Genomic DNA, 1906 nt, shown 5'->3' on the forward strand with positions numbered 1-1906 from the left:
GCGAAGAACGCGTCGACCTGCGCCGGGTCGACCTCCTCGATGGTGGCGGGCGACCACTGCGGGTTGCGGTCCTTGTCCACGACCTGCGCCCGGATGCCCTCGACGAGGTCGGGCGAGTTCAGGCAGGCGACGGACACCCGGAATTCGTCGTCGAGGACTTCCTCGAGACTGCCGGCCTGCCGGGCGCGGCGCAGCGATGTCAGGGTGACCGCGCACGCGGTCGGCGACTTCGAGCGCACCTGCTCGGCCGCCTTCTGAGCCTCGGGCACCCCACTGCCGCGCAGGCGGGCGACGATGTCGGCGACACTGTCGGCGGAGTACGCGGCGTCGATCCAGCCCTGCTGGCCCAGCAACTCCGATGCCGGTGCCGGTTCGGTGAACGCGCCGAGCGCCTCCTGAACGGACGTCGTCGACAACGCGTCGATGAACTGCTCGATCTTCTCCGACGGGATGAAGTGGTCGGCGAACCCGCACGCGATCGCGTCGCCGGCGCTGAGCCGGGCGGTGGTCAGGGCGATATGGGTGCCCAACTCGCCCGGGGTGCGGGCGAGCAGGTAGGTGCCGCCGACGTCGGGGACGAACCCGATCCCGGTCTCGGGCATCCCGATCATCGACCGTTCGGTGACGATCCGCACGCTGCCGTGCGCCGACACCCCGACCCCACCGCCCATCACGATGCCGTCCATGATCGCCACGTACGGCTTGCCGTAGCGCGCGATGGCCGCGTTGAGGAGGTACTCCTCGCGCCAGAACTCCCGCGAACCGGTGCCCCCGTCCTTCGCGTCGTGGTAGATCGACACGATGTCGCCGCCCGCGCACAGGCCCCGCTCCCCGGCACCGGTGATCACCACCGCCCGGACCGTGTCGTCGCCGGACCATTCGGCCAGGGCCGCCGCGATCTGCCGGACCATGCCGTGATTGAGGGCGTTGATCGCCCGGGGCCGATTGAGCACGATCCGGCCCAGCCCGCCCCGCTTCTCGATCAGAACGTCCGGTTCCGTGGGTACCGCGTCGGTCATGCCGCTCCTCTGTTTCCGATGACGCTGCGGGCGATGACCACCCGCATGATCTCGTTGCTGCCCTCGAGGATCTGATGGACCCGCAGGTCGCGGACGATCTTCTCGATTCCGTACTCGGCAAGATAGCCGTACCCACCGTGCAGTTGCAGCGCCTTGTTGGCGACCTCGAAACCGGTGTCGGTGGCGAACCGCTTCGCCATCGCACACAGTTCGACGACATCGGGGGCGCCGTCCTCGAGCGCCGCCGCCGCCCGCCACAGCAGGGTGCGGGCCGCCTCCAGTTCGGTGCGCATGTCGGCGAGCTGGAACTGCAGCGCCTGCGAGTCGATCAGCGGCGACCCGAACGCCTTCCGGTCCGTCAGGTAGGCGACGGCCCGCTCCAGCGCGGTCTGCGCGCCGCCCACCGAGCACGCCGCGATGTTGAGCCGGCCACCGTTCAGGCCGGCCATCGCGATCCGGAAACCACCACCCTCGGAACCGAGCAGGTTCGCCGCCGGCACCCGCACGTCCTCGAAGATCACCTGACGGGTGGGCTGGGCGTTCCAGCCCATCTTCACCTCGTTCGGCCCGAAGGTCAGACCCGGCGACCCCTTCGGGACGATGAACGCCGAGATCCCGCGGGGCCCGCTCTCCCCGGTGCGGGCCATCACCACGTACACATCGGAGGTGCCGGCACCGGAGATGAACTGCTTGACCCCGGTCAGGACGTAGTCGTCGCCGTCCCGGACCGCCCTCGTGCTCAGCGCCGCCGCATCCGAACCGGCACCCGGCTCGGTCAGGCAATAACTGCCCAGCTGATCCATCGAACACAGCCCCGGCACCCACGCGCGCCGCTGCTCCTCGGTGCCGAACCGGTCGATCATCCAGGTGACCATGTTGTGGATCGA

At 69.6% G+C, this 1906-nt stretch carries 2 protein-coding genes; both read right to left on the reverse strand.

The features are described from left to right. Positions 1-1019, reverse strand: a 1019-nt coding sequence (locus HGB39_RS37995; RefSeq protein WP_168443030.1) for an enoyl-CoA hydratase/isomerase family protein, incomplete at its 3' end; no start/stop codon positions are given. Then, positions 1016-1906 (reverse strand): acyl-CoA dehydrogenase family protein (locus tag HGB39_RS38000; RefSeq protein WP_168443031.1); only part of this gene is annotated, 891 nt, incomplete at its 5' end. The genes HGB39_RS38000 and HGB39_RS37995, both read right to left, overlap by 4 nt.

This window comes from Rhodococcus opacus (assembly GCF_012396235.1).
Taxonomy (GTDB): Bacteria; Actinomycetota; Actinomycetes; order Mycobacteriales; family Mycobacteriaceae; genus Rhodococcus_F; species Rhodococcus_F opacus.